This window comes from Streptomyces sp. NPDC001663 (assembly GCF_042893105.1).
In the GTDB taxonomy this organism is placed as follows: Bacteria; Actinomycetota; Actinomycetes; order Streptomycetales; family Streptomycetaceae; genus Streptomyces.
The window spans coordinates 778,649-803,123 of record NZ_JBIAUR010000002.1 but is presented as its reverse complement, the minus strand read 5'-3'; the positions used below and the strand labels follow the sequence as shown (position 1 = coordinate 803,123).

Annotated in this window: 23 protein-coding genes; 14 read left to right on the top strand and 9 right to left on the bottom strand. The window is 70.4% G+C overall.

Annotated elements, in window-relative coordinates:
• Positions 1-92 precede the first annotated feature (92 nt).
• A complete protein-coding gene (locus ACFY1L_RS10000; protein ID WP_388820847.1) occupies positions 93-689 on the top strand; it encodes a DUF6542 domain-containing protein in 597 nt (198 codons plus the stop codon).
• On the opposite strand, the gene ppgK is transcribed toward ACFY1L_RS10000, so the two are convergent.
• Positions 686-1,432, bottom strand: coding sequence for a polyphosphate--glucose phosphotransferase (gene ppgK, locus ACFY1L_RS09995; protein WP_388820844.1), 747 nt, complete (start codon positions 1,430-1,432; stop codon positions 686-688). The two genes, ACFY1L_RS10000 and ppgK, sit on opposite strands and share 4 nt — an antisense overlap.
• A 29-nt stretch (positions 1,433-1,461) precedes the next feature.
• Positions 1,462-2,472, bottom strand: a complete 1,011-nt coding sequence (locus tag ACFY1L_RS09990; protein ID WP_388820841.1) for a 4-hydroxy-3-methylbut-2-enyl diphosphate reductase — start codon at positions 2,470-2,472, stop codon at positions 1,462-1,464.
• Between the two features lie 216 nt (positions 2,473-2,688).
• On the opposite strand from ACFY1L_RS09990, the gene xseA reads away from it, so the two are divergent.
• From xseA to ACFY1L_RS09975, 3 genes are all read left to right on the top strand, one after another.
• A complete protein-coding gene (xseA, locus tag ACFY1L_RS09985; protein WP_388820838.1) occupies positions 2,689-3,921 on the top strand; it encodes an exodeoxyribonuclease VII large subunit in 1,233 nt (410 codons plus the stop codon).
• Positions 3,918-4,151 (top strand): exodeoxyribonuclease VII small subunit, encoded by a 234-nt coding sequence (locus ACFY1L_RS09980; protein ID WP_388820835.1) that lies wholly within the window; start codon positions 3,918-3,920, stop codon positions 4,149-4,151. Before xseA ends, ACFY1L_RS09980 begins: the two co-directional genes overlap by 4 nt.
• Before the next feature lie 111 nt (positions 4,152-4,262).
• Positions 4,263-4,853: a malonic semialdehyde reductase gene (locus tag ACFY1L_RS09975; RefSeq protein WP_388820832.1), complete on the top strand. Its 591-nt coding sequence runs from the start codon at positions 4,263-4,265 to the stop codon at positions 4,851-4,853.
• Positions 4,854-4,916: 63 nt separating this feature from the next.
• On the opposite strand, the gene ACFY1L_RS09970 is transcribed toward ACFY1L_RS09975, so the two are convergent.
• Positions 4,917-5,438 carry a DUF4245 domain-containing protein gene (locus ACFY1L_RS09970; RefSeq protein WP_388820830.1) on the bottom strand — a complete coding sequence of 174 codons (522 nt, stop codon included), beginning with the start codon at positions 5,436-5,438 and terminating at the stop codon, positions 4,917-4,919.
• Positions 5,439-5,564: 126 nt separating this feature from the next.
• On the opposite strand from ACFY1L_RS09970, the gene glpX reads away from it, so the two are divergent.
• Positions 5,565-6,599, top strand: coding sequence for a class II fructose-bisphosphatase (glpX, locus tag ACFY1L_RS09965; protein WP_388820827.1), 1,035 nt, complete (start codon positions 5,565-5,567; stop codon positions 6,597-6,599).
• Positions 6,600-6,663: 64 nt separating this feature from the next.
• On the opposite strand, the gene ACFY1L_RS09960 is transcribed toward glpX, so the two are convergent.
• Positions 6,664-7,041: a WhiB family transcriptional regulator gene (locus ACFY1L_RS09960; RefSeq protein ID WP_388820824.1), complete on the bottom strand. Its 378-nt coding sequence runs from the start codon at positions 7,039-7,041 to the stop codon at positions 6,664-6,666.
• 174 nt (positions 7,042-7,215) lie between these two features.
• Positions 7,216-7,908, bottom strand: coding sequence for a DUF1707 domain-containing protein (locus ACFY1L_RS09955; protein WP_388820821.1), 693 nt, complete (start codon positions 7,906-7,908; stop codon positions 7,216-7,218).
• A gap of 157 nt (positions 7,909-8,065) precedes the next feature.
• Here ACFY1L_RS09955 and ACFY1L_RS09950 point away from each other — a divergent pair, with 157 nt between their 5' ends.
• The 6 genes from ACFY1L_RS09950 to ACFY1L_RS09925 all read left to right on the top strand — a co-directional run bounded on the left by ACFY1L_RS09950 (position 8,066) and on the right by ACFY1L_RS09925 (position 16,272).
• A complete protein-coding gene (locus ACFY1L_RS09950; RefSeq protein ID WP_388820819.1) occupies positions 8,066-9,733 on the top strand; it encodes a fumarate hydratase in 1,668 nt (555 codons plus the stop codon).
• 170 nt (positions 9,734-9,903) lie between these two features.
• Positions 9,904-10,470, top strand: coding sequence for an SH3 domain-containing protein (locus tag ACFY1L_RS09945; RefSeq protein WP_388820816.1), 567 nt, complete (start codon positions 9,904-9,906; stop codon positions 10,468-10,470).
• A 201-nt stretch (positions 10,471-10,671) separates the two neighbouring features.
• Positions 10,672-11,451, top strand: a complete 780-nt coding sequence (locus tag ACFY1L_RS09940; RefSeq protein ID WP_388820813.1) for a DUF2690 domain-containing protein — start codon at positions 10,672-10,674, stop codon at positions 11,449-11,451.
• Positions 11,452-11,519: 68 nt separating this feature from the next.
• Positions 11,520-12,905, top strand: a complete 1,386-nt coding sequence (locus ACFY1L_RS09935) for a class II fumarate hydratase (protein ID WP_388820810.1) — start codon at positions 11,520-11,522, stop codon at positions 12,903-12,905.
• A 72-nt stretch (positions 12,906-12,977) separates the two neighbouring features.
• Entirely contained in the window at positions 12,978-13,673 is a 696-nt protein-coding gene (locus ACFY1L_RS09930) for a DUF402 domain-containing protein (RefSeq protein WP_388820807.1), read from the top strand.
• A gap of 493 nt (positions 13,674-14,166) precedes the next feature.
• Positions 14,167-16,272: a SpoIIE family protein phosphatase gene (locus tag ACFY1L_RS09925; RefSeq protein WP_388820805.1), complete on the top strand. Its 2,106-nt coding sequence runs from the start codon at positions 14,167-14,169 to the stop codon at positions 16,270-16,272.
• Between the two features lie 65 nt (positions 16,273-16,337).
• Here the strand turns inward: ACFY1L_RS09925 and ACFY1L_RS09920 are convergent, their stop codons facing one another.
• Positions 16,338-18,719 (bottom strand): transglycosylase domain-containing protein, encoded by a 2,382-nt coding sequence (locus ACFY1L_RS09920; RefSeq protein ID WP_388820802.1) that lies wholly within the window; start codon positions 18,717-18,719, stop codon positions 16,338-16,340.
• A 321-nt stretch (positions 18,720-19,040) separates the two neighbouring features.
• Between ACFY1L_RS09920 and ACFY1L_RS09915 the strand changes: the two genes are divergently transcribed.
• The 3 genes from ACFY1L_RS09915 to ACFY1L_RS09905 are packed head-to-tail and all read left to right on the top strand — an operon-like array spanning position 19,041 to position 22,578.
• The gene (locus ACFY1L_RS09915; RefSeq protein ID WP_388820799.1) at positions 19,041-19,565 is read left to right on the top strand and encodes a PadR family transcriptional regulator; all 525 of its coding nucleotides are present in this window, start codon (positions 19,041-19,043) and stop codon (positions 19,563-19,565) included.
• Positions 19,562-20,248 carry an ABC transporter ATP-binding protein gene (locus ACFY1L_RS09910; protein WP_361266004.1) on the top strand — a complete coding sequence of 229 codons (687 nt, stop codon included), beginning with the start codon at positions 19,562-19,564 and terminating at the stop codon, positions 20,246-20,248. Before ACFY1L_RS09915 ends, ACFY1L_RS09910 begins: the two co-directional genes overlap by 4 nt.
• The gene (locus ACFY1L_RS09905) at positions 20,245-22,578 is read left to right on the top strand and encodes an ABC transporter permease (protein ID WP_388820796.1); all 2,334 of its coding nucleotides are present in this window, start codon (positions 20,245-20,247) and stop codon (positions 22,576-22,578) included. The genes ACFY1L_RS09910 and ACFY1L_RS09905 overlap by 4 nt, the downstream gene beginning before the upstream one ends.
• 59 nt (positions 22,579-22,637) lie before the next feature.
• Here ACFY1L_RS09905 and ACFY1L_RS09900 read toward each other — a convergent pair whose 3' ends face one another.
• The 3 genes from ACFY1L_RS09900 to ACFY1L_RS09890 form a co-directional block, all read right to left on the bottom strand.
• Entirely contained in the window at positions 22,638-23,066 is a 429-nt protein-coding gene (locus tag ACFY1L_RS09900; protein WP_361266008.1) for a hypothetical protein, read from the bottom strand.
• A 4-nt stretch (positions 23,067-23,070) separates the two neighbouring features.
• Complete coding sequence (locus ACFY1L_RS09895; RefSeq protein WP_388820794.1) at positions 23,071-23,457, bottom strand: roadblock/LC7 domain-containing protein; 387 nt, start codon at positions 23,455-23,457, stop codon at positions 23,071-23,073.
• Positions 23,458-23,523: 66 nt separating this feature from the next.
• The gene (locus ACFY1L_RS09890) at positions 23,524-24,348 is read right to left on the bottom strand and encodes a MarR family transcriptional regulator (protein ID WP_388820791.1); all 825 of its coding nucleotides are present in this window, start codon (positions 24,346-24,348) and stop codon (positions 23,524-23,526) included.
• Positions 24,349-24,475 lie beyond the last annotated feature (127 nt).

Genomic DNA, 24,475 nt, shown 5'->3' with positions numbered 1-24,475 from the left:
CGCCCCGGCGCCCCGTCGAACACATGGCCAAGGTCTGCCCGTCGGCGTGTCAGACGGGCGATTCGGCACATTAAACGACCTAAGTTGGTCCAGTGGAGCAACACAGGGCGCGACCCCCGCACAACGGACCGCGACGCGGCACAGCTCCGCTGCCCCCACAGGCGGCGCGCGGCGGCAGCGGTGGTGCGCGGCCTGCCGCCGGACGCCGTCCGCCCGCCCGTCCCGCGCCTCCACGACAGCCCGGCCCGCCCCTGCTCCAGGCCGTACGACGACTGCGCCGGACCGTACGGCGGCTGCCCAACCCGCGGCTGACCGGGCTCGGCGGCGGCCTGTTCTGCGGGACCGCGATGTTCGCCCTGGGCTGCCTCGACCAGCTGCTGTTCGGGGCGTCACTGACGCTGTACGGCGTGCTGTTCCTGCCGGTGTGCCTGCTCACGGCGGTATGGGTGCGCAACGACGACCTGGTGACCGCACCCGTCGTCGTCCCCATCGCCTTCACGGCGGGCCTGCTCCCCGTCGCCGACAGCAGCGGCGGACTGCTGGGCCGCCTGATGGGCCTGGTGACGGCACTGGCCACGCAGGCCGGATGGCTGTACGGCGGAACGCTCGTCGCCGGCCTGATCGCGACCGCCCGGAAGGTCGCCCTGATGCGCCAACGCGTCGCCCGACGCCGCCCGCCCGCTTCCTAGCCCTTCTCCACCGCCCGCATCGCCGCGCCCACGATGCCCGCGTTGTTCTGCAGCTGCGCCGGGACGAGCTCCGCCTTGATGCCCTCGATGAAGTGCAGGAACTTCTGGGACTTGCGGCTGACGCCGCCGCCGATGATGAAGAGGTCGGGGGAGAACAGCATCTCGACGTGCTCCAGGTACTTCTGGACGCGGTGCGCCCAGTGCTCCCAGGTCAGCTCGCCGTCCTCCTTGGCCTTGCTGGAGGCGCGCTTCTCGGCGTCGTGCCCGTGCAGCTCCAGGTGGCCCAGCTCGGTGTTGGGCACGAGGGCGCCGTCGACGAACACGGCACTGCCGATGCCGGTGCCGAAGGTCAGCAGGATGACCGTGCCTCGGCGGTCCTTGCCGGCGCCGAAGTGCATCTCGGCGATGCCCGCCGCGTCCGCGTCGTTGACCACCGTCGCCGGCAGGCCGCCGAGCCGCTCGCTGAACAACGCGCGCGCGTCCGTGTCGATCCAGCTCTTGTCGACGTTGGCCGCGGTACGGATGTGGGACCCGTCGGTGACCACGCCCGGGAAGGTGAGTCCGACCGGGCCCGTCCAGCCGAAGTGGTCGATCACCTGCTTCACACCGTCGGCCACGCCGTCGGGCGTCGCCGGGTGCGGGGTGAGCACCTTGAAGCGCTCCTCCGCGAGGTCGCCCCTGTCGAGGTCCACAGGGGCGCCCTTGATCCCGGACCCACCGATGTCCACACCGAAGATCTGCATGGCTCTACGTTACGACGTACGACTGACAGTCACTCGGCCGAGGTGCCCGTACGCTCGGCGATCAGCGTCGCAGCCTCGTCGCGCAGGTCGCGGCGCAGCTCCTTGGGCAGCGAGAACGTGATGGACTCCTCGGCCGCCTTGACGATCTCGACGTCCTCGAAGCCGCGCTGCGCGAGCCACTCCAGGACCTGCTCGACCAGGACCTCCGGGACGGAGGCGCCCGAGGTCACGCCGACCGTCGTCACGCCCTCCAGCCAGGCCTCGTCGATCTCGTCGGCGAAGTCCACGAGGTAGGCCTCGCGGGAGCCGGCGAGCTTGGCGACCTCGACGAGCCGCTTGGAGTTGGAGGAGTTGCGGGAGCCGACCACGATGACGAGTTCGGCCTCGGCGCCCATCTGCTTCACGGCGAGCTGGCGGTTCTGCGTGGCGTAGCAGATGTCGTCGCTCGGCGGGGAGATGAGCTGCGGGAACTTCTCCTTCAGGGCGTCGACGGTCTCCATGGTCTCGTCGACGGAGAGCGTGGTCTGGGAGAGCCAGACGACCTTCGACTCGTCGCGGACCTCGACCTTGGCGACGTCTTCCGGCCCGTCGACGAGCGTGATGTGGTCGGGGGCCTCGCCGGAGGTGCCGATGACCTCCTCGTGGCCCTCGTGCCCGATCAGGAGGATGTCGTAGTCCTCGTTCGCGAAGCGGACGGCTTCCTTGTGGACCTTGGTGACGAGCGGGCAGGTCGCGTCGATGGTGGCCAGCTTGCCGCGCGCGGCCTCCTCGTGGACGACGGGGGCCACGCCGTGCGCGGAGAACATCACGATGTTCCCCTCGGGGACCTCCTCCGTGCGCTCGACGAAGATGGCGCCCTTCTTCTCCAGGGTCTGCACGACGTACTTGTTGTGCACGATCTCGTGCCGGACATAGATCGGAGCCCCGTACTGCTCCAGGGCTTTCTCGACGGCGATCACGGCGCGGTCCACACCCGCGCAGTAGCCACGGGGGGCGGCGAGCAGGACACGGCGGCCAGGCGAAGCAGTCATGCGATCCATCGTAAGGCCGCGCCCCGGGGGCCGAAGATCGCGCCCTCGGGGAGACCGGCCGGCGGAGCGAGCGGGGTGGGCACGGACACGACACATGAGGCACGGCTGCTCTTCGGCGCCCCATGGCTGCCGTACGCGCCCCTCCGCACCCACCGGCGTCCGTCGGCGTGTCACCGTGGCTCACGGCTCGGCGGCGTTGTCGTACCCGGCCGTTACTCTCGCGGCATGGCTTTGAACACGTCCGCCGAGACCCCGCTGCCCGTCGGTGAGGTCTCGCGGCTCATCGGGGGGTGGATCGACCGGCTCGGGGCCGTGTGGGTCGAGGGGCAGATCACCCAGCTGTCGCGGCGGCCCGGCGCCGGCGTGGTGTTTCTGACGCTGCGGGATCCCTCGTACGACATCTCCGTCAGCGTCACCTGTTATCGCCAGGTGTTCGACGCCGTCGCCGACGTCGTGACCGAGGGCGCGCGGGTCGTCGTACTGGCGAAGCCCGAGTGGTATGCGCCGCGGGGGCAGCTCTCGCTGCGGGCCGCCGAGATAAGGCCCGTGGGGGTCGGTGAACTGCTCGCCCGGCTCGAGCAGTTGAAGAAGGCTCTCGCCGCGGAGGGGCTGTTCGCGCCGGAGCGGAAGAAGCCGCTGCCCTTCCTGCCGCAGCTCGTGGGGCTCGTGTGCGGCCGCGCCTCCGCCGCGGAGCGGGACGTCCTGGAGAACGCCCGGCACCGCTGGCCCGCCGTCCGCTTCGAGGTGCGCAACGTCGCCGTCCAGGGCGTGCACGCCGTCCCGCAGGTCGTGCAGGCGGTGAAGGAGCTCGACGAGCTCGGCGAGGTGGACGTGATCATCGTCGCGCGCGGGGGTGGCAGCGTGGAGGATCTGCTGCCGTTCTCCGACGAGCAGCTCGTGCGCGCCGTCGCCGCGTGCCGTACGCCGGTCGTCTCCGCCATCGGGCACGAGCCCGACACCCCCCTCCTCGACTATGTCGCCGACCTGCGGGCCTCGACCCCGACCGACGCCGCCAAGAAGGTCGTACCGGACGTCGGGGAGGAGTACGAGCGCGTGCAGCAGCTGCGGCATCGCGCGCGGCGGTGCGTCGAGGCCCTCGTCGAACGGGAGGAGCGCGGGCTCGCCCATGCGCTCGCCCGGCCCTCGATAGAGGACCCGCACCGGATGATCGACGAACGCGCCGACCACGTGGCCTCGCTGGTCGAGCGGTCGCGGCGCACCCTCGGGCATCTCCTCGACCGCGCCGACTCGGAGCTGACGCACACGCACGCGCGCGTGGTGGCCCTCTCCCCCGCCGCCACCCTGAAGCGCGGGTACGCCGTGCTGCAGAAGGCCGACGGGCACGTGGTGCGCGACCCGGGCGAGGTCACGGCGGACGAGCCGCTGCGGGCGCGGGTCTCCGAGGGCGAGTTCTCCGTACGAGTGGATGCCGAGCCGATGCATAGGGTGGGCGAATGACCAGCAAGGTGGATGAGGCGCTCGGCTACGAGCAGGCGCGGGACGAGCTGATCGAGGTCGTACGGCGGCTGGAGGCGGGCGGTACGACGCTGGAGGAGTCCCTCGCGCTCTGGGAGCGGGGCGAGGAGCTGGCCAAGGTGTGCCGGCGATGGCTGGACGGGGCCCGGGCCCGGCTGGACGCGGCACTCGCCGAGGAGGAAGAGGCCGAAGAAGGGGCGGACGGGGAGTAACCGGCGGCGTGCGCTGTGAGTCGGATCACCACGCTCCGATTTTTGTTGAAGGTTGAACTTCTCTGGTTTAGTGTCGGTACCACCTACCGCTCATCTCCCGAGAAGGCCGATATGTCCCTCGTTCTTGACCCCGCCGCCCAGGACCTGCTGTTCCGCGAGGCCCGCACCGCGAACACCTTCACCGACGAGCCGGTGACCGACGAGCAGGTGCAGGCCATCTACGACCTGGTCAAGTACGGCCCGACCGCCTTCAACCAGTCGCCGCTGCGCATCACCCTGGTCCGCTCCGCCGAGGCCCGTGAGCGCCTGGTGCAGCACATGGCCGAGGGCAACCAGCCGAAGACGGCGACGGCCCCGCTGGTCGCGATCCTCTCGGCGGACAACGAGTTCCACGAGGAGCTGCCGACCCTCTTCCCGCACTTCCCGGCCGCCAAGGACGTCTTCTTCTCCGAGCGCCCGGCCCGCGAGGGTGCCGCCGCGCTGAACGCCGCCCTGCAGGCCGCGTACTTCATCGTCGGGGTGCGGGCCGCCGGTCTCGCCGCCGGCCCGATGACCGGTGTCGACTTCGCGGGCCTCCAGAAGGAGTTCCTGGACGACGACCACACCCCGCTGATGGTGGTCAACATCGGCAAGCCGGGCGAGGACGCCTGGTTCCCGCGCTCCCCGCGCCTGGAGTACGAGCAGGTCGTGACGACGGTCTGAACGACCCCCGCATGACAGAGGCCCCCGGCACATACGCCGGGGGCCTCTTCGTGTCCGGGGCGGTCAGGACATCTTCAGCGCCTGCGCCATCTCCGTCAGCTGCCTGAACGAGCCCGTGCCCGCGACCACCGTCGTGGAGCTCTTGCCCGGGAGGACCAGGGCGTCGTAGCGGCCGCCGGTGTAGTGCGTCCAGGTCCTGCCGGCGATCTCCTGGGTGGTCTTCGTCGCCTTCGCGCCCTGGCTGGCCTCATCGACGAACGTCGACGGCTTCTGAGTCGACTGCTCGATCTGCACGTACTGGTCGTCGGGGGCGTGGAAGCCCAGATGCCAGGCGTCGAAGTCGTCTCCCCGGAAGCGGACCGAGGTGGCCTTCCAGTCCTTGGACAGGCCCTCCGGGGCGGCCACCGGGTAGGCCGCGGCGCGGCGCGCCGTGAGCAGCTCGACGCGGTAGTCGACCCGCGGGATGTCCGGATCCGAGTCGTCGTGCGGGATGAAGACGTAGATGATTGCCGCCGCGATCCCGATCAGGCCCAGGGAGAGGATCATGTCCCGGACCGTTTTCTGCCTGCCGTTCGAACCTGCCACGTCCCCTATCGTCGCAGGTGCCCGGTCCGCTCATCCGTGGGGTCCCCTGCTCATTTTGTCGGACTGACGATAGAGTCGAGGACGAACCCTCATCCGGCCGTCGTCGTATCAGAAAGGTGCGCTCCGATGACCGAGCATCATCACTTGCCGTCCGAACTCGAAGTCCCCAGCGAAGCCCCCGACCGCAACCTCGCCCTGGAACTCGTCCGGGTGACCGAAGCAGCCGCGATGGCCGCGGGCCGCTGGGTCGGGCGGGGCGACAAGAACGGCGCCGACGGCGCCGCGGTGCGCGCCATGCGGACCCTCGTCTCCACCGTGTCGATGAACGGCGTGGTCGTCATCGGCGAGGGCGAGAAGGACGAGGCCCCGATGCTCTTCAACGGCGAGCGCGTCGGTGACGGGACCGGGCCCGAGTGCGACATCGCCGTCGATCCGATCGACGGGACCACCCTGACGGCCAAGGGCATGCCGAACGCCATCGCCGTGCTGGCGGCCGCGGACCGGGGGTCGATGTTCGACCCGTCCGCCGTGTTCTACATGGACAAGCTGGTCACCGGGCCCGAGGCCGCGGACTTCGTCGACATCAACGCGCCCGTCTCCGTGAACATCCGGCGGGTGGCCAAGGCGAAGCGGTCCTCGCCGGAGGACGTGACCGTGGTGATCCTGGACCGGCCTCGGCACGAAGGGATCATCAAGGAGATCCGGGAGGCGGGGGCGCGGATCAAGCTGATCTCCGACGGTGACGTGGCGGGTTCCATCTACGCGCTGCGCGAAGGCACCGGCGTCGACATGCTGCTCGGTATCGGCGGTACGCCGGAGGGGATCATCTCGGCCTGCGCGGTGAAGTGTCTCGGGGGCACGATCCAGGGCAAGTTGTGGCCCAAGGACGACGAGGAGCGGGCTCGGGCGATCGATGCCGGGCACGATCTGGATCGGGTGCTGGGGACCGACGACCTGGTGTCCGGGGACAACGTGTTCTTCGTCGCCACGGGCATCACCGACGGTGAGTTGCTTCGTGGTGTGCGGTATCGGTCGGAGACGGCTACGACCGACTCGATCGTGATGCGGTCGAAGTCGGGGACGGTACGGAGGATTGACTCCGAGCATCGGCTGAGCAAGCTGCGTGCTTACAGTGCGATTGACTTTGATCGCGCCAAATAGCCCAGCGTCAAAGGGGCGCCCCCTGGTGCGGTAGGGGGCGCCCCTTTCACGTGCAGTCGGCGGGCTAACCCGCTGCCGCTATGGGGCCCTGTGCGCGGGCCGTCTTCTTCAACTCCATTTCGCGGCGGCGGCGTCGGGCCAGGACCACTCGGCGTTCTGCTGCGGTGAGGCCGCCCCAGACGCCGTAGGGCTCGGGTTGCAGGAGCGCGTGCTCGCGGCATTCGACCATGACCGGGCAGCGGGCACAGACGCGCTTGGCCGCCTCCTCGCGGGAGAGCCGGGCGGCGGTGGGTTCCTTGGAGGGGGCGAAGAACAGGCCGGCCTCGTCGCGCCGGCACACCGCCTCGGTGTGCCATGGAGCGTCTTGGTCCCTGTCCCGCACTGGCACCCGCTGGGCCGGAACGGCAGCTACCTGCAGGGACGAATGCGGCGGTTGCAGCACGGTCTACTCCTGACGACGGCTTCGCGAGCGAGAGACGATGCAGCAAGGCCTACCCGCTGTACGCGCGCCTATGCACTGAGTTCCGAACCGCTGGATTTCGGGTGGTCCTGAGCGCCCGTCGGCCCCGACCACGGGTGGACCAATTCCCCTCGGGCGCCGCCGAATTCACAACCGTCAACGATCCAGGTGTTTGCGCAAACTCCTGTCGACCTTGTGCTGAACGCGATCGAGAATGTCCGCCACGAGCTTGCCCCGCTTCGGCCGCGCCTCGACGTTGCCCAGCACGGCCCAGCCGTCGATGTAGACGACGGGCGCGTCCGGATCGGTCGAATCCAGGGGCGCCACCTCGAAGTTGCCGAGGACTCCGCCGCCGGTGCCGCGCAGCGAGATGTTCTCCGGGACGCGGATCTCGACGTTGCCGAAGACCGAGATCGTCTTGATCACGACCTGCTGGTACTCGAAGAGGGCCTCGCTGAGGTCTATGTCCACGCTGCCGAAGATCGCATACGCATGGATACGGCGTCCGGCGCGCCAACGGCCCTTGCGGACCGCGCTGCTGAAGACCGCCACAACGTTGTCGTCCGGGTCGGCCGGGATGGCGCCCACGGTGGGGCGGTTGGGGGCCGCGGCAAAGGCGGGGGCCGCGCGGTGCCGGTGGGCGGCGGGCAGGTCCCGGATGAAGACCTCCAGCTCGCCGACCGTCTTGGCGGCGAGCACGCCCTCGACCCGCTCGGCGTGCTCGTCGGCGGTCAGGCGGCCCTCGGCGAGGGCGTCGCGCAGGATGTCGGCGATGCGGTCGCGGTCGGCGTCCGAGGCCCGCAGTTCGGTTGCCGCGGGTGCGGGTTCGGTGTGCTTCTGAAGGTCCACGACAGCAGCGTACCCAAACGCGATAGATCGCGACTACCCCAATCCGCAGACCAACTGAGGACAACCTCACAGGACCGCTGTCCGAGGCAGGTTCTACGCTGGTGGGCGCCCGCCAGTGTCGGCGGGCGGCCGTCTGTCGAGTGAGGAATGGGCTGCGATGCCTGAGTTCGCGTACACCGATCTGCTCCCCATGGGAGAGGACACCACCCCGTACCGGCTGGTGACCTCCGAGGGTGTCTCCACCTTCGAGGCCGACGGGCGGACGTTCCTCAAGGTGGAGCCGGAGGCGCTGCGCAAGCTCGCCGAGGAGGCCATCCACGACATCCAGCACTACCTGCGGCCCGCGCACCTGGCCCAGCTGCGGCGCATCATCGACGACCCCGAGGCCTCGAGCAACGACAAGTTCGTGGCGCTGGACCTGCTGAAGAACGCGAACATCGCGGCCGCCGGTGTGCTCCCGATGTGCCAGGACACCGGCACGGCGATCGTCATGGGCAAGCGCGGGCAGAACGTGCTCACCGAGGGCGGCGACGAGGCGGCCCTGAGCCGTGGCATCTACGACGCCTATCTGAACCTCAACCTGCGCTACTCGCAGATGGCCCCGCTGACCATGTGGGACGAGAAGAACACCGGGTCGAACCTGCCGGCGCAGATCGAGCTGTACGCCACCGACGGCGGCGCGTACAAGTTCCTGTTCATGGCGAAGGGCGGCGGCTCGGCCAACAAGTCGTTCCTGTACCAGGAGACGAAGGCCGTACTGAACGAGGCCTCCATGATGAAGTTCCTGGAGGAGAAGATCCGTTCGCTGGGTACGGCCGCCTGCCCGCCCTACCACCTGGCGATCGTCGTGGGCGGTACGTCCGCCGAGTACGCGCTGAAGACCGCCAAGTACGCCTCCGCGCACTACCTGGACGAGATCCCGGCCGAGGGCTCCGAGCTGGGCCACGGCTTCCGGGACAAGGAGCTGGAGGAGAAGGTCTTCGAGCTGACGCAGAAGATCGGGATCGGGGCGCAGTTCGGCGGCAAGTACTTCTGCCACGACGTGCGCGTGGTGCGCCTGCCGCGGCACGGTGCCTCCTGCCCGGTCGCCATCGCCGTGTCCTGCTCCGCCGACCGGCAGGCCGTCGCGAAGATCACCGCCGAGGGCGTCTTCCTGGAGCAGCTGGAGACGGACCCGGCGCGCTTCCTGCCGGAGACCACCGACGAGCACCTGGACGAGTCCTCCGACGTCGTCAGGATCGACCTGAACCAGCCGATGGACGACATCCTCGCCGAGCTCACCAAGTACCCGGTGAAGACCCGCCTTTCGCTCACCGGCCCCCTCGTCGTGGCCCGTGACATCGCGCACGCCAAGATCAAGGAACGGCTGGACGCGGGCGAGGAGATGCCGCAGTACCTGAAGGACCACCCGGTGTACTACGCGGGCCCGGCGAAGACGCCGGAGGGCTACGCGTCCGGTTCCTTCGGCCCGACCACGGCCGGCCGAATGGACAGCTACGTCGAGCAGTTCCAGGCGGCGGGCGGCTCCAAGGTCATGCTCGCCAAGGGCAACCGCAGCAAGCAGGTCACGGACGCGTGCGACGCGCACGGCGGCTTCTACCTCGGCTCCATCGGCGGCCCGGCCGCGCGCCTCGCCCAGGACTGCATCAAGAAGGTCGAGGTCGTCGAGTACGAGGAACTCGGCATGGAGGCGGTCTGGAAGATCGAGGTCGAGGACTTCCCGGCGTTCATCGTCGTCGACGACAAGGGCAACGACTTCTTCCAGGACCCGGCGCCCGCGCCGACGTTCACGACCATTCCGGTACGGGGGCCCGGGCTGGCGTAGCGTCCCGGGACGCCGTACGACATCGCCGTACGACGTCGGCCGACTCCTGGATGCCGTCCCACTTCGTCCCAGGAACGGGTGGGACGGCATCTTTGCGAAGTTCGCCGGAAACGCTCCGTGCTGACTGGATCACAGCCCGTGATCCGCAGGTCATCTCGGAGGGACATCCCATGATTCGACGCACACTGCGCGGTGGCCTCGTCGCCGCGTTCGCGGTCGTCGCCGTCTTCCCGGTGGCGGCCGTCGCCGACGCCGGGCCGGCCGCGCCGGCCCACGCCTGGAACTCCACTCCCCCGCAGATCTCCGTGCCGGGATGGCAGCCGGTCGCCACGCCGTCCGTGCTGCCCGCCCGGCCGAAGGCCCCGAAGCACCACGGTCGGCACACCGCGTGCCACCACGCGAAGCGCCACCACCTCAAGAAGCACACCCGGCGGCACACGGTCGCCCGCACCGGTTACCAGCGCCGCATCGGGCACATCCACGGCATCCGGCACATCGTCACGACGCACACCTGGGGCGACGTCACCACGCGCCACCTGCGGCTGAACGTCAGGTCCGGGCCGGGCACCGGGTACCGCGTCGTCGGCTCGCGGCCGGTCGGCGCCCGCGTCGCCGTCACCTGCAAGGTCCGGGGTTCCGGAGTCCGGGGCAACGACCGCTGGTACCGGCTCGCCCACCGCAGGGGCTACGTCTCCGCCCGCTACGTGAACAACCGCAGCGCCGTCCGCTGGTGCTGACGGCCGATCGACCGCACCACTCATGATCCGTGGCACCTCCCGGCGGGAGGTGCCACCCGGTCGACCGGCCGTCCCCCGAGTGGCGTAATCGCAGGTCAACTCCCCTTCATATTCCGGTGATCGCGGTATGAGCGGGCACCGCCACCGGGAACACATCAGGCGGTCACTCCGGCACGGCGAGGGAGCGAGATGGAGAGCCACGTGACGGTCAAGAGGCAGCGGCTGCCCGACGCGTCGCAGGACGAGGAGCGGCTCCTGACGGAGCGGCTGCGTGCCCTCAAGCAACGGACGGGGCTGAGCCTGGCGGCACTGGCCACCGTCACCCCCTTCAGCAAGTCGACCTGGCACCGCTATCTGAACGGCGACCAGTTCCCGCCCCGGGCGGCGGTCGTGGCGCTGGCCCGGCTCGCGAACGCCGATCCCGGCCCGCTGCTCAGCCTGTGGGACGCCGCAGCCCGGGCGCAGGCCGACGGGACGGCCACCATGAAGCGGCCGCCGGTCCCGCCCGCGGTCGTACGGCCCCGCCGCCTCCGCCGGCCGAACCGCGCCGTCGTCGCCCTCGCCACCATGGCCGCCACCGTGGCGGTCACCGCCGGCGCCGGGGACGTACTGGACCCCGACCACGCGGCGGCGACCAGGACGGTCGCCTCCTGCCACGGCGGCGACTGCCAGGGTGAACTCCCGACCTCCGAGACCTGCGACCGGGACGCCCGTACGGAAAGCAGCGTCACCGAAGGCGCCGAGGCCGTGCTGCTGCGGTTCTCCCCGTCCTGCGCCACGGTCTGGTCCGAACTGCGCACCCGTACCGGCGGCCCGCGGGAGATCTCGATCAGGTCGGGCCAGGACGAGCTGTCCGCGGAGTACCCGGGTCACCGATCGGACGGGTACAGCAGCCCGATGCTGGCCGCGTCGGACCCGCGCGGGGCACAGGCGTGCGCCGAGGTGGCCGGAAAGCCCGCGTGCACCGCGCTGCCACGGTGAGACCCGGGTCATGGCCCCGGGTGGCCCAGAGTCCGGAACATCCCCACCTCCCCGATCGCTATACGGACATGAGCGAATACCGCATCGAGCACGACTCCATGGGCGAGGTACGGGTCCCGGCGGACGCCAAGTGGCGGGCCCAGACGCAGCGTGCCGTCGAGAACTTCCCCATTTCCGGGCAGCGCATCGAGCGTGCCCACATCGAGGCCCTCGCCCGGATCAAGGGCGCGGCGGCGAAGGTGAACGCGCGGCTCGGGGTGCTCGACAAGGACATCGCGGAGGCGATTCAGGAGGCGGCCGGTGAGGTCGCCGGGGGGCGCTGGGACGAGCACTTCCCCATCGACGTCTTCCAGACCGGGTCCGGGACCTCGTCCAACATGAACACCAACGAGGTCATCGCCACGCTCGCCACCGAGCGGCTCGGCAGGGACGTACACCCCAATGACCATGTGAACGCGTCCCAGTCGTCCAACGACGTTTTCCCCTCCTCCATCCACATCGCCGCCACCGCCGCCGTCACCCGTGACCTGATCCCAGCGCTGGAGCACCTCGCCGGCTCCCTCGAGCGCAAGGCCGAGGAGTTCGGGGACGTGGTGAAGTCGGGGCGGACGCATCTGATGGACGCCACGCCCGTGACCCTCGGCCAGGAGTTCGGCGGATACGCGGCCCAGATCCGCTACGGCGTCGAGCGGCTGCACGCCTCCCTGCCCCGCCTCGCCGAGCTGCCCCTCGGCGGCACCGCCGTCGGCACCGGCATCAACACCCCGCCCGGCTTCTCCGCGGCCGTCATCGAGGAGGTCGCCCGCGTCACGGGGCTGCCGCTCACCGAGGCCCGCAACCACTTCGAGGCGCAGGGTGCACGGGACGGGATCGTCGAGACCAGCGGGCAACTGCGCACCGTCGCCGTGGGACTCACGAAGATCGCGAACGATCTGCGGTGGATGGCCTCCGGGCCGCGGACCGGGCTCGCCGAGATCAACCTGCCCGATCTGCAGCCCGGTTCGTCGATCATGCCCGGCAAGGTCAACCCCGTCATCCCCGAGGCCGTGCTCATGGTCGCCGCCCAGGTCACCGGCAATGACGCCACCGTCGCCGCCGCCGGGGCCGCCGGCAACTTCGAGCTCAACGTGATGCTGCCGGTCATCGCGAGGAACGTACTGGAGTCGATCCGGCTGCTCGCCAACGTCTCCCGGCTGCTCGCCGACCGCACCGTCGACGGAATCACCGCCAACCGGGAGCGGGCGCGCGAGTACGCCGAGTCCTCGCCGTCCGTCGTCACACCGCTCAACAAGTACATCGGGTACGAGGAGGCCGCCAAGGTCGCCAAGAAGGCCCTCGCGGAGCGGCGGACGATCCGCGAAGTCGTCCTGGAGGGCGGGTACGTGGAGCGCGGTGACCTCACGGAAGAGCAGCTCGACGAGGCGCTGGATGTCCTGCGTATGACGCATCCGTAACCAATCGTCGCCCTGGCGAGAACCGTGACGCGCGCCGCAGCGTCGTATGCCTGTGGCACCTAATATCTGTTCATGGCAGACGGTGGAGCGGTGAGAGCGGAAGTGGACACGGGTTCGGCGACGGGCTTCTGGGCCCCCGGGACACAGGTCCTGTGGCGGTACCGGGAGAACGCCGGCGAGCGCTTCCACATCGCGCGCCCCGTCACCGTCGTCCGCGACGACGCCGAACTGCTCGCCGTCTGGATGGCGCCCGGCACCGAGTGCGTGAAGCCGGTGCTCGCCGACGGTACGCCCGTGCACCTGGAACCCCTGGGGTCGCGCTACACCAAGCCCCGGACCGTACAACGCGACCGGTGGTTCGGCACGGGCGTGCTGAAGCTGGCCCGGCCCGGTGAGCCCTGGTCGGTGTGGCTGTTCTGGGAGCCGGGCTGGCAGTTCAAGAACTGGTACGTGAATCTCGAGACACCGCTCGAGCGTTGGGACGGCGGGGTCGACTCCGAGGACCACTTCCTGGACATCTCCGTGCACCCGGACCGCAGTTGGCACTGGCGTGACGAGGACGAGTTCGCGCAGGCCCGGCGGGACGGACTGATGGACGATCAAGTCGCCGAACGGGTACGGCAGGCGGGGCTGGACGCGGTGGAGGTGATCCGCGCCTGGGGCCCGCCGTTCAGCGACGGTTGGCAGCATTGGCGCCCGGATCCGTCCTGGGCTGTACCGTCACTTCCGGAGGACTGGGACCGTACGCCCGCGCACATGTCCACATGAGACCCTTGATGCGCCCCCGGTCCACAACCGTAGGATCGTCCTCCGCAAGGACATACAGCGGCAACTCCCTGAGCATCCGCTGGGCTTGACCGATCGTCACCGAGGGGCGGCAGGACGTGAGCGAGGGGTACAAGGGCAACACCGGTAGGGCCTGCCCTGTCCGCAGACGGTTCGCCGGTGGCACAGGAACAGCCTCTGACCACGCGGGAATCCCGTTCCGGGTGCAGGTATTCCGGGTATCGGGATTTCGGCGGGACGAACTGCACGCATGGCGCACGGCCCTGTCCTCAGATTCCCGCCGTTCGCCCGGAGGGCGGGCCCCGCGGCGTCTGGTGCGTGCAGCTGCAAGGCGGAGGAGGGAGTCGACGCGGAGCGTCGGCGACCGACGACAACGCAGCAGGTGCGCGTGCCAGGCGTCGCGGGGCAGGCGGGAATTTGAGGACAGGGCCGTGGCCCCGGACGGACGGATTCGACGCGCGTGACGGAGCACCCCATGTCCTTCGAGCGCCCACAGCCGGGCGCCGACCCCGCGGACCCCCGCGGGGCGCTCCTGCACACCCAGACGCCCGCGCCCTCCGCGCCCTCGACTCCCTCCGCCGCCTTACCCGCACAGGCGCGCACGGGAGAGACGCCGTCGACGCCGGGCACGGCCAAGCCGTGCGGCAAGGGAAAGGAACCGGCCTCGCCCCCCTCCGACACCAGCGGCCCCGAGCACTCACAGCCCGCGGCCGTGGAACCAGACACGCACCGCCCGCGGCCCGTGCCCGAGAGCATCCCGGCCCAGCCCGGCACCGAGCAGAACGGCCCGCAGGGGTCCGGGAGCCAGGAACGCCGTAAGGGACAGGGAGTGCAGCCCGGGCAGCCCACGCCGATGCGACGCGACGGGGACCGGCTGCGCTTCGTGGGCGCCGCCACGCGCCGGATCGCCCGCGGCATCGACCTCGACGAGATCGTCATGGGCCTGTGCCGGGCCACCGTGCCGACCTTCTCGGACGCGATCCTCGTCTATCTGCGCGACCCGCTGCCCGTCGGCGACGAGCGGCCCACCGGCCCGCTGCTGCTGCGGCTGCGCCGCACCGACCGGATCCCGGCCGAGCGGGACACCGAGGGCGGCTTCTCGCCCGCACTGCAGCCGGAGCCCGCGGAGGTCTCGGGGCTTGACGCGCTCGGCGCCGAGCTGTGCGAGGTGCGGCCCGGCAGCGCGCTCGCCGAGGTGCTGCGCGGGGTGCGGCCGGTCTTCACCGACGCGCCCGCCGCCCATGCCGCCCTGCCCGAACTCCTGGGCGAGGGTGGAGAGTTCGTCGTACCCGGCGGACAGCGCGCGATCCTCGCCCCGCTGCGCGGCCGGCGCCGCGTGATCGGCGCCGCGCTGTTCCTGCGCCGCCCGGAGCGCCTCGCCTTCGAACCCGACGACCTCCTGGTCGCCGCCCAGCTCGCCACGCACAGCGCGCTCGGCATCGACAAGGCGGTGCTGTACGGCCGCGAGGCGTACATCGCCGACGAGCTGCAGCGCACCATGCTGCCCGAGACGCTCCCGCGCCCCACGGGCGTACGGCTGGCCTCCCGCTACCTCCCGGCCGCCGAGACGGCACGTGTGGGCGGCGACTGGTACGACGCCATCCCCCTGCCGGGCAGCCGCGTGGCGCTGGTGGTGGGCGACGTCATGGGCCACTCCATGACCAGCGCGGCCATCATGGGCCAGCTGCGCACGACCGCGCAGACCCTCGCCGGGCTCGACCTGCCCCCGCAGGAGGTCCTGCACCACCTCGACGAGCAGGCCCAGCGCCTGGGCACCGACCGCATGGCGACCTGCCTCTACGCCGTCTACGACCCCGTCTCGCACCGCATCACCATCGCCAACGCCGGCCATCCGCCGCCGGTCCTGCTGCACCTGGGCGGGCGCGCCGAGGTGCTGCGGGTGCCGCCGGGGGCGCCGATCGGTGTGGGCGGCGTCGACTTCGAGGCCGTAGAGCTGGACGCGCCCGCGGGAGCGACCCTGCTGCTCTACACCGACGGGCTCGTGGAGTCGCGGCTGAGGGACGTGTGGACCGGCATAGAGCAGCTGCGCGAGAAGCTCGCCGCGACCGCTCAGCTGACCGGACCCGACCATCCGCCGCCGCTCGAGGCACTGTGCGACGAGGTGCTCGACATGCTCGGCCCGGGCGACCGGGACGACGACATCGCGCTGCTCGCCGCCCGCTTCGACGGCATCGCGCCGAGCGACGTGGCGTACTGGTTCCTGGAGCCCGAGGACGCGGCGCCCGGGCGCGCCCGGCGGCTCGCCCGCCGCGCGCTGTCCCGGTGGGGCCTGGAGGAGCTCAGCGACTCCGTGGAGCTCCTCGTGAGCGAGGTCGTGACGAACGCCGTGCGGTACGCCTCCCGGCCGGTCACGCTGCGGCTGCTGCGGACCGACGTACTGCGGTGCGAAGTCGGCGACGACGTACCGCAGTTGCCGCGGCTGAGGCAGGCCCGGGCCACCGACGAGGGCGGACGCGGGCTGTACCTGGTGAACAGGCTCGCCAGACGGTGGGGGGCGACCCGGCTCAGCACCGGCAAGGTGGTCTGGTTCGAGCTCAGCAAGACCCCCGCGCAGATCTGACGGTCGCGGGACGACGAAGAAGGGGCGCCCGGTTTTCCCCGGGCGCCCCTTCTCGTTGTCGGTTGCTACTGCTGCCCGTTCGGGTTCAGCGGGTCCACCGGGTCCGTGCCGTCCGTCGGAGTCGACGTCGACGGTGTCGTCGGCGTCTGGGTCGGCGTCTGCGTGGGTGTCTGGGTCGGGGTCTGCGTCGGCGTCTTCGTCGGAGTCGGCGACGTCGGCGCCTCGCTCGTCGGGGTCTGCGACGGCGTCTGGGACGGGGTCTGCGACGGCGTCGGCGTGTACGTCGGCTGGACCGCCGCGCCCTGCGTGGTCTCCAGGTCGAACTTCAGGCCCGTCTTGGAGACGCCGAAGGTGTACGCCGCCCAGATCTGCGCCGGGAAGCCACCGCCGTTGACGCGGGGCAGTCCGCCCGCCTTGTACATCGAGACCTGGGCGCCGCTCTTCTTGGACTCACCGAACAGGCCCACCGAGGTGACCAGGTCGGGCGTGTAGCCGGTGAACCAGGCCGAGCGGTTCTCGTCGGACGTACCCGTCTTGCCGGCCACCTTCCGGCCGTCGCGGTTGGCGTTGTCCCGCACCGACACCTTGGCCGTACCGTCGTCGACCACGCCGGTCAGCACCGAGGTGACCGAGTCGGCGGCCTCGCGGCTGATGACCTGCCCGCCGATCGGGTTCGGCAGGTTCACCGAATGCCGGCTGTTCTCCACGGACTTGATGATGGTCGGGGTGACCTTCTTGCCGTGGTTGTCGAGGGTCGCGTACACGCCGGCCATCTGCAGCGGGCTCGCGCCCATCGTGCCGAGGGTCTGCGCGGGTACGGCCTTCAGGTCGCCGGTGTCCATGCCGAGCTGGCTGCCGACCTTGAGCACCTTGTCCATGCCCACGTCGACGCCCATCTGCGCGAAGACGGAGTTGACGGACTTGTTCATCGCCGTCTGGACGGTGATGTTGCCGTAGTTCTGGTCGTCCTCGTTCTCCGGGGCGAAGCCGACCTTGGAGCCGTCGTCCACGACCTGGCGCTTGCTGGTGCCGTCGTAGATCGTGTTAGCGGTGATCGGCTTGTCGCTCTGCGTCTGGGCGTCCTCGTCCAGGGCGGCGGCGAGGATGACCGGCTTGAACGTCGAGGCGGGCTGATAGTCCGTGCGGGTGGCGTTGTTGCGGAAGTGCTTGTAGTAGTCCTGGCCGCCGTACATCGCCACGACCGCGCCCGTCTTCGGGTTCACGGAGACGGCGCCGGCCTGGACGTCCGCGTCGACCGAGCGCTTCTTCGGGTCGAGCTTGCTGGTCAGCTGCGACTTGGCGGCCTTCTCCAGCGCCGCCTGCTTCTTCTTGTCGATGTTGAGCGTGATGGTCCAGCCACCGGCCTTGACCATGGTCACGGCGTCGTTGATGTTGTCGGCGGTGCCCTGGGCGACCAGCTGCTTGGCGAGCTGGTTGTTGGCCGCGTCCACCAGGTAGCCGGTCTGGCCGCCCATGCCGGGGGCGGCCTTGGGCGCCTTCGGCGTCGGGAACTTCATGTCGTCGCGCTTGGTCTTGTCCAGCCAGCCCTCCTCGACCATGTTGTCGAGGACGTAGTTCCAGCGGGCCTTGACCAGCCGCTTGCCGGTGTCGGTCGCGATCGCCCAGTCGTACTGGTTCGGCGCCTGCAGCAGCGCGGCGAGATAGGCGCCCTGCTCGACCGAGAGCTTCTCGGCGTCGGTGCGGTAGTAGGCCTGCGCGGCGGCCTGGATGCCGTAGGCGCCGCGGCCGTAGTAGCTGGTGTTGATGTAGCCGGCGAGGATGTAGTCCTTGGACTTCGTGCGGTCCAGCTTCAGCGAGATGACCAGTTCCTTCAGCTTGCGCGTGACGGTCTGGTTCTGCGTCAGGTAGAAGTTCTTGACGTACTGCTGGGTGATGGTCGAACCACCCTGGGCGCCCTTGCCGGAGAGCGTGTTGAGCAGACCGCGGGCGGTGCCCTTGAGGTCGACGCCGTTGTCCTTGTAGAAGGTCTTGTTCTCGGCGGCGACAAAGGTCCGCTGGACCGGCTTCGGCACCTTCGCCAGATCCACGATCTCGCGGTTGCGCTCACCGTCGCGGGTCAGGAGGTTGCCGTCGCTGTACTTGTAGACGTTGCTCTGCAGCGTCGCGTCGGCGTTGCCCTTGGGGATGTCGATCATCAGGTACAGCGCGACGAAGGCGCCCATGCCGAGCAGGCACATCGCGAAGAAGGTCCCGACGATCTTCTTCCAGGTGAACAGCCGGCGTATGAAGCTCCTGCCGTCCTTGTTCTTTCCGTTGCCCTTGCCCTTGCCTCTGCCCTGAGCCGCCCTGCGCGCCGCGGCCCGGCCGCCGACGACCGTGACCGGCTCCTCCGGCAGTGCCGCGGTCGCCGTTGCCCCGGACGAGCGCGTGGGCGCCGCGCGGCGGCCACCGCGCTGTCGCGCTCGTCTGTCTTCCGCCCGTCCCATTGGTCCGATCCGCTCCGCTTCGTTCATGTGTGCTCACACGCCACACAGGTTCGCCGCTCAGGTCAGCTCAGAAAGCTAACACCGGGAGATGTGGCAAAGGTCGGCCGATCCGGCCTTTTACGGACGTGACAATCAGCACCCGCCCCAACGGAACCGACGGTTCAGAGGGGTCAAGGGTTGCCTCGGCAAAGGAAATCAGTGCCGGAAATCGTGTAGCAGAACCGTGACAATCGGCCCCGACCTGCGGGGCCGTACGGCCCGCCATGATCTACACACGCCGCGTATACACAAGGGGTATACACGCTATGTAGAGTGCTCCGCATGTCCATCGGTCACACCCTTCTAGGGCTCCTGGAGTCCGGGCCCCGCCACGGCTACGACCTGAAGCGAGCCTTCGACGAGAAGTTCGGTCACGACCGGCCGCTGCACTACGGCCAGGTCTACTCGACGATGTCCCGTCTGCTGAAGAACGGGCTCGTCGAGGTCGACGGCATCGAGGCGGGCGGCGGCCCCGAGCGCAAGCGGTACGCCATCACCGACGCCGGCATCACCGACGTGGAGCGGTGGCTCGCGACGCCGGAGCCGCCCGAGCCGTATCTGCAGTCGACGCTGTACACCAAGGTCGTCCTCGCGCTGCTGACCCACCGCGACGCGGCCGACATCCTCGACAACCAGCGCGCCGAGCACCTGCGCCTGATGCGGATCCTCACCGACCGCAAGCGCCGGGGGGACCTCGCCGACCAGCTGATCTGCGACCACGCACTCTTCCATCTCGAGGCCGACCTGCGCTGGCTGGAGCTCACCGCCGCGCGCCTCGACAAGCTCGCCGAGGCGGTGGCCAAGTGACTCCTGCCGGTTCCTTGTTGGTGGCCGACGACCTGCACAAGGCGTACGGGCCGACCACCGCGCTCGACGGCGCCGAGTTCTCCATCCACCCCGGCGAGGTCGTCGCGGTGATGGGCCCCTCCGGCTCCGGCAAGTCGACACTGCTGCACTGTCTCGCCGGGATCGTGACGCCCGACTCGGGCTCGATCACGTACAACGGCCGCGAGATGGCGACCATGAGCGACGCCGAACGCAGTGCGCTACGGCGCTCCGAGTTCGGGTTCGTCTTCCAGTTCGGCCAGCTCGTGCCCGAGCTCACCTGCGTCGAGAACGTCGCCCTGCCGCTGAGGCTGAACGGCACCTCCCGCAAGGAGGCCGAGCGGACCGCGCTCACGTGGATGGAGCGGCTCGAGGTCGACGACCTGAAGAAGAAGCGTCCCGGTGAGGTCTCCGGCGGTCAGGGGCAGCGCGTCGCCGTCGCCCGGGCCCTGGTCACCAGCCCCCGTGTGCTGTTCGCCGACGAGCCCACGGGTGCCCTCGACTCGCTCAACGGCGAGCGGGTGATGGACCTGCTCACGGACGCCGCCCGGTCGACCAACGCCGCCGTCGTCCTCGTCACGCACGAGGCGCGGGTGGCCGCCTACTCCGACCGCGAGATCGTCGTACGGGACGGGAAGTCCCGGGACATGGAGCGCATCGTATGAGGATGCGGCAGTGGGCCGACGATCTGGCCATGGGGGTCCGGTTCGCCTTCACCGGCGGACGCGAGGGGTGGGTCCGGGCACTGCTGACGGCCGTCGGCGTGGGGCTCGGGGTGGCGCTGCTGCTGCTGACGACCGCCATACCGAACGCGCTGTCCCAGCGCAACGAGCGCTCGAGCGCCCGGGACGACTTCACGTACAGCGCGAAGACGCTGAAGAAGGCGGACGACACTCTGGTCATCGCCTCGGTCGACACGACGTTCCGCAGCAGGGACGTACGCGGCCGGCTTCTTGAGCCCGAGGGGGCGCGGGCGCCGCTGCCGCCGGGCGTCGGGAAGTTCCCCGCGAAGGGCGAGATGGTCGTCTCACCGGCGCTGAAGGAGCTGCTCGACTCGGGCTCCGGCAAGCTGCTGCGCGAGCGCCTCCCGTACAAGATCACCGGAACCATCGGGAACTCCGGGCTGGTCGGGCCCTCCGAACTCTCCTACTACGCGGGCGGCACAGGGCTCGGGGACCATCTGGCCAACGGCACCGTCGAGCGCATCAACTACTTCGGGCCCTCCCCCGGGCACCAGCAGGACAAGCTCGACCCGATCCTGATCCTGCTCATCATGATCATCTTCGTGGTGCTGCTGCTGCCGGTCGGCGTGTTCATCGCGGCGGCCGTGCGCTTCGGCGGCGAGCGACGGGACCGCCGGCTCGCGGCGCTCAGGCTGGTCGGCGCGGACGGGCGGATGGCGCGCCGGATCGCGGGCGGCGAGGCCCTCGCGGGGGCGCTGCTCGGGCTCGTCTTCGGCACCGGCTTCTTCCTGGTGGGACGTCAGCTGGCGGCACTGCTGGACGTGCGGGACGTCAGCGTGTTCCCGAGCGACCTCAACCCCTCGCCCGCGCTGGCCGTGCTCGTCGCCGTCGCCGTGCCGGCCGCTGCCGTCCTCGTGACCCTGTTCGCGCTGCGCGGCGTCGTCATCGAACCGCTGGGCGTGGTCCGCGCGGCCAGGCCGCCGCGGCGCCGGCTGTGGTGGCGGCTGCTGCTGCCGGTGGGCGGCCTCGGGCTGCTCTACCCGATGATCGGGCAGGGCAGGACCAACGGCGACTTCAACCAGTGGATGGTGATCAGCGGCACCGTGCTGCTGCTGGTCGGCGTCACCGCGCTGCTGCCGTGGGTCGTCGAGGCCGTGGTGGCCCGGCTGGACGCCGGCTCGGTCTCCTGGCAACTGGCCGTCCGCAGGCTGCAGTTGAGCAGCGGCACGGCCGCCCGCATGGTCAACGGCATCGCGGTCGCGGTGGCCGGGGCGATCGCGCTGCAGATGCTGTTCGCCGGGGTCGAGCACGACTACACCAAGGCGACGAGCAACGACCTGAACCGTGCTCAGCTGGAGGTCGGCGTCCGGGGCGACGTCTCGCCGGCCGAGGTCGGCCGGCAGCTCGCGAAGACCGAGGGTGTGCGCCGTGCGTCGGCCGTCTCCATGGGGTCGGCCGGAGACCGGGCGAAGGACCCGGAGCGCACGCTGGAGGTGGCCGTCGGCAGCTGCGCCGAACTGCGCGAGGTGGCGCGGCTGACGTCGTGCCGGGACGGCGACGTCTTCCAGATCCTCGGCGGCGAGTACGACAGCGACACGAAGAAGCTCACCAAGTCCGGCGGCACCCTGTACTTCGACCCGGAGTACAGCGGGTCGAGCGCCCACACCGTGGCCTGGAAGGTGCCGTCCGGCATCAGGACGGCCGCGCAGCGCGAGGACCCGACCGGCTACGAGCGCAGCGGCCTGCTCCTCACCTCGGGCGCACTGCCGAAGGCGGCGGAGGCCGGCCTGTACCAGCGGGTGTTCGTCTCGCTGGACCCGTCGGTGCCGGACGCCAGGGACTACGCGCGCAACACCGCCGCTCGACTGGATCCGCTGGCGGACGTGTTCACGCTGGCGGCCAGCGAGGAGTCGCTGCAGTTCCGGTCCATCCGCAACGGCCTGTTCGTCGGCGCCACCTGCGTCCTGTTGCTGATCGGCGCGAGCCTGCTGGTCTCCCAGCTGGAGCAGCTGCGCGAGCGCAAGAAGCTGCTGTCGTCGCTGGTCGCCTTCGGCACCCGGCGCCGCACGCTGAGCCTGTCGGTGCTGTGGCAGACGGCGATCCCGATCGCGCTCGGGCTGCTGCTGGCGTCGGCGGTCGGACTGACGCTGGGCGCGGTGCTGCTGAAGATGGTCGACGTCTCGGTGAGCGTGGACTGGGCGAGTGTGCTGTCGATGACGGCGATCGGCGCGGGGGTCGTCCTCGCGGTGACCCTGCTCAGCCTGCCGCCACTGCTCCGCCTGATGCGCCCGGACGGCCTGCGCACCGAGTAGGCGGACTTCCCTGGCGGGTTGCGGGCCCCTCCCCACACCGGGGAGGGGCCCTGCGCGTCTCACAGGCTGTACTCGCGCACCACCCGTCGTACCTGTGCGAACAGCATGCCGACGTTGACCGACTTGCGGCAGACGACGACGGCGACGACGTCCTGCTGCTCGTTCATGCGCACGAACAGGTGGGTGAGGTTCTCACTGTTCACGAGGATCTCCTGGAAGAAGTGGTTCTCGCTCTGCATCCCACGACGCTCCTTGAAGACGTCCTCGATCATCACGACCGTGCGCCCCTGGAACAGGTCGAGGGTCGCGCCCGCCAGCAGGTCCAGGACCTCCGGCGGATGGTTGTCGACGGTCTCGTACGACAGCAGCATGCCGGTGGACATGTCTACGACGCCCGAGGCCACGCAGTCCGGGGCGTCGGTTCGCAAGGACTTGACCAGGCCCATCACCTGGTCGGAGAAACCGGGGGTCATACGCTTTGTCGCCATCCCTTCAGACTCCTTCTGCTGTCTTGTTCATGAGGATCGAGCCGATCCGGTCGAGGGCGGGCTGGGTGGCCCGGTGCAGTCGGTCCACGTCCATGCCCTCGTCGCCCAGGACGACCATCAGGGCGGTGTCGCCGACCGCGTAGAAGGCGGCACAGCCGTGGCTGCCGTACGTCACGGTCTGGCGCAGCGTGCCGCGGGCGGTCGCCTGGGCGGTACGGCGGGCGAGACCGAGGCCGGCCGCGGCGAGCGCGGCGAGCCCTTCCGGGTCGATCGAGTCGGCGGTGTCGGCCGCGATGAGCAGCCCGTCGGCCGCCGCGACCGCGGTGTCGGTGATGCCGGTCACCTGCTCTCGCAGGCCACGCATCTCGTGCGCGAGGGCTTCGTGGTCCATGTGGTCAACTCCCGTATTTTTTCTTGGGATTCAGGGATCTGGTGAGCTGGGGATTGAGGGCTTCGGTCATCTCGGGGTTCCGTTGCGGAGCCGGAAGAAGCCGCCCGGCCTGCGGCGCGGGAGGTCGGTGGGGGCGGGCGGTTCGGGTGGGGGCGGTGCCGGGGGCGGGGGTGTGCGGTGGCGTATGCCGTCGGGGGGTGTGCGGACCGGGATCGGGGCGGGCGGCGGGGCGTACTCCATGAGGCCCTCGGCGAGCATGCGGGCCAGTTCGACGGTGACGGTGTAGACGCCGCGACCGGTGCGGAAGGCGAGGTCGCGGGCGGTGCGGCGGCCGTCGGCGTGGGTGAACAGGTCGCGCCGAAGTTCGGTGAGCGGGCCGTCGAACCGCCGGGTGGGGACGGGCCGTTCGCGGTCGGGGTGGATGGGGTGGGGCAGCGCGGCGAGGGCGGCGATCTTGCGGGCCGCGTCCTCCAGGAGCCGGGCGGGAGGTTCGCCGACGGGGACCGGGGCGGGCGGCTCGAAGCCCGGGGCGGTGCGCTCGCAGCCGTCGACCCGGCCCGCGACGATCGCGAACGCGGCGTCCTGCAGCGCCATCATGCACACCACCCTGAGCTGGGCGGCTCCGGCGTAACCGTGGGCGATGAGCCCGGCGGCCGGCCAGCGCGTGCCCCCGGCCTCCCGCACCAGCGCGGCCCACTGCTCCCCGCTCACCCGCCCGGACCGCAGCAGCAGCGCCTCCGCCCCCGGCGCCCCGGGCGACTCCACGGCGACGACGAGCCCGCCCCGCAGATGAAAGGTCCCACCGGGCTGCCCGCCCACCCGCAGCTCACCGCTCAGCCCCTCACGCCCGCACTCGCCCAGGGCCCGCGCCAGCAGCTCATAGCCCGACATCACGCCCCTCGCCGCCCCAGCCAGATCGCACATACGCCTCACGCGTAGCGCTGAGGGGGGAATGTGTATCAGGCCGGGCGCATATTCCGTCCGGAGATTTCCGACCTGTCCCGAGGTGACGGAAGTT